This is a genomic window from Desulfovibrio sp. 1214_IL3152, from assembly GCF_036763055.1.
In the GTDB taxonomy this organism is placed as follows: domain Bacteria; phylum Desulfobacterota; class Desulfovibrionia; order Desulfovibrionales; family Desulfovibrionaceae; genus Desulfovibrio.
Map to the genome: position 1 here is coordinate 1 of NZ_JBAIYW010000031.1, position 1,944 is coordinate 1,944.

Here is a 1,944-nt window from a genome sequence, read left to right on the forward strand (position 1 = left end):
GCGGTGCGCCAGCGCCGGAAAGACCATCTACATGGTAGCGGCGGCGGCGCGGGGGCAAAAGCCCCTGGGGCCGCCAAACCATCATGACCATCATGGCCAGGCCAAAAATAAGCATGCGCGCGTTGGAAAATTCCCGCAGCAGCTCCGGCAGGCCGATGAACAGAAACGCGCTGATAAGCACGCCTATCTGGCTGCCGCCGGAAAGGATAACCACGGCAAAAATAATGACGGATTCCATAAAGCTGAACGATTCCGGCGAAATGGTCGTCATCTTGGCCGCATACAGCGTTCCCGCCATGCCCGCCCAGAACGCCCCGAGCACAAAAGCCATGAGCTTGTAGTGGGTGACGTTGACGCCGCAGCCTTCCGCAGCCACATCATCTTCCTTGATGTAGTTGAGAGCGCGGCCAAAGCGCGAATGCCACAAGCCGTAAAAAAGCAGCAAACTCACGGCCACCATGCCCCAGACCAGATAGTAGAACTGGATGCCCCTGACGACCTTGAAGCCGAAAAAATTGGGGCGGCTGATGCCGAAAATACCGTTGGCCCCGCCGGTAAGGCCGAAAACGTCGTTAATAAGCGCAATGCGCACAATTTCCACAATGCCGATGGTCACGATCAGCAGATAGTCGCCGCGCAGATGAATGATGGGCCGCGCCACCAGCAGAGCAAAGGCGGCGGCCACGGCTCCGGCCACGGGCATGGTCCAGAAGATGGGCCACTGGCACAATGTGTTCAGTATGGCGGTGGTGTACGCGCCCACGGCAAAAAATGCCGCGTGTCCCATGTGAAAGATGCCCGCCTGCCCCAGGATAACATTGAGTGAAAGCGAAAGCAGGGCATACAGGCCAATGCTCACGCACACGTCCGTCCAGTAGGCGTTGCTGATGAGGGGCAGCACGCAGATAACCGCCGCCAGAGCGACTCTGGCGGCAATACGAAGAGGCTCTTTTCTCATAGCTTGTCCGCCGTGCGTTCGCCCAGAATGCCGGTGGGACGGATGATAAGGATGAGGATGAGCACAAAGAAAGCAATGGCGTCTTTCCAGGCAATGGCGATGTACCCGGCGGCCAGGGCTTCGATAACGCCAAGCAAAAGCCCGCCTATCATGGCTCCGGGAATATTGCCGATGCCGCCCAGAATGGCCGCGGTAAAGGCTTTAAGGCCATAACTCCAGCCCATGGTAAAGTCTATCTGCCCGTAATAGATGCCCACCATAAGCCCGGCGGCTCCGCCAAGGCCCGGCCCGATAAGAAAAACCAGGCCGATAATGCGGTCCACGTTGATGCCCATAAGCTGCGCCGCGCCGGGATCAATGGCTACCGCGCGGATGGCCGCCCCGGTGCGCGAACGCTGAATAAAGGCCCACAGGCCGAGCATAAGAATCACGCTGGCGGCGATGACCAGAAGGCGCACGCCGGGAACGGCCAAGCCGAAAAGATGCACGGTAAAATCTGGTCTCAGATAATCGGGGTACACGTAAAAGCGCGCGCCATAGATGAGCATGACGGCGTTTTGAAAAAATATGGAGGCTCCGAGAGCCGAAACCACGGCAGAAAGACGGCCCGCATTGCGCAGGGGCCGATAGGCCGTGCGTTCAAGCAAAAAGCCGATGATGGCTACCAGCAGGGCCACCATGACAAAAACGGCCAGCACGGCCACCACGGGATTGAGCATGCCCGAAAGATTGCAACTGACCAGCAGGGTCAGTCCAAGATAGGCCCCAATGGTGAACAGGTCGCCGTGCGCGAAGTTGATGAGCTTCAGCACGCCGTACACCATCGTATAGCCCAGGGCCACCAGGGCGTAGATGCCCCCCACGGCAAGGCCGTTCAAAAGCTGCTGTAAAAACTGTTCCATAAAGCGTTATACCCTTGCCACGCTCCGGCGGCGTAAAAAAACGCGCGCCTCGCCGTGGGCGGAGAGGCTGCGCCCCGCCGCCGG

Annotated in this window: 2 protein-coding genes; both read right to left on the minus strand. The window is 59.0% G+C overall.

All coding sequences use genetic code 11. The annotated features are described in order from the left end of the window. A partial coding sequence (locus tag V6C07_RS00660; RefSeq protein ID WP_333534434.1) for a branched-chain amino acid ABC transporter permease occupies window positions 1-958 on the minus strand: 958 nt, incomplete at its 3' end. After that, window positions 955-1,860 carry a branched-chain amino acid ABC transporter permease gene (locus tag V6C07_RS00665; protein ID WP_012624113.1) on the minus strand — a complete coding sequence of 302 codons (906 nt, stop codon included), beginning with the start codon at window positions 1,858-1,860 and terminating at the stop codon, window positions 955-957. The genes V6C07_RS00665 and V6C07_RS00660, both read right to left, overlap by 4 nt. Between the last annotated feature and the right edge of the window lie 84 nt (window positions 1,861-1,944).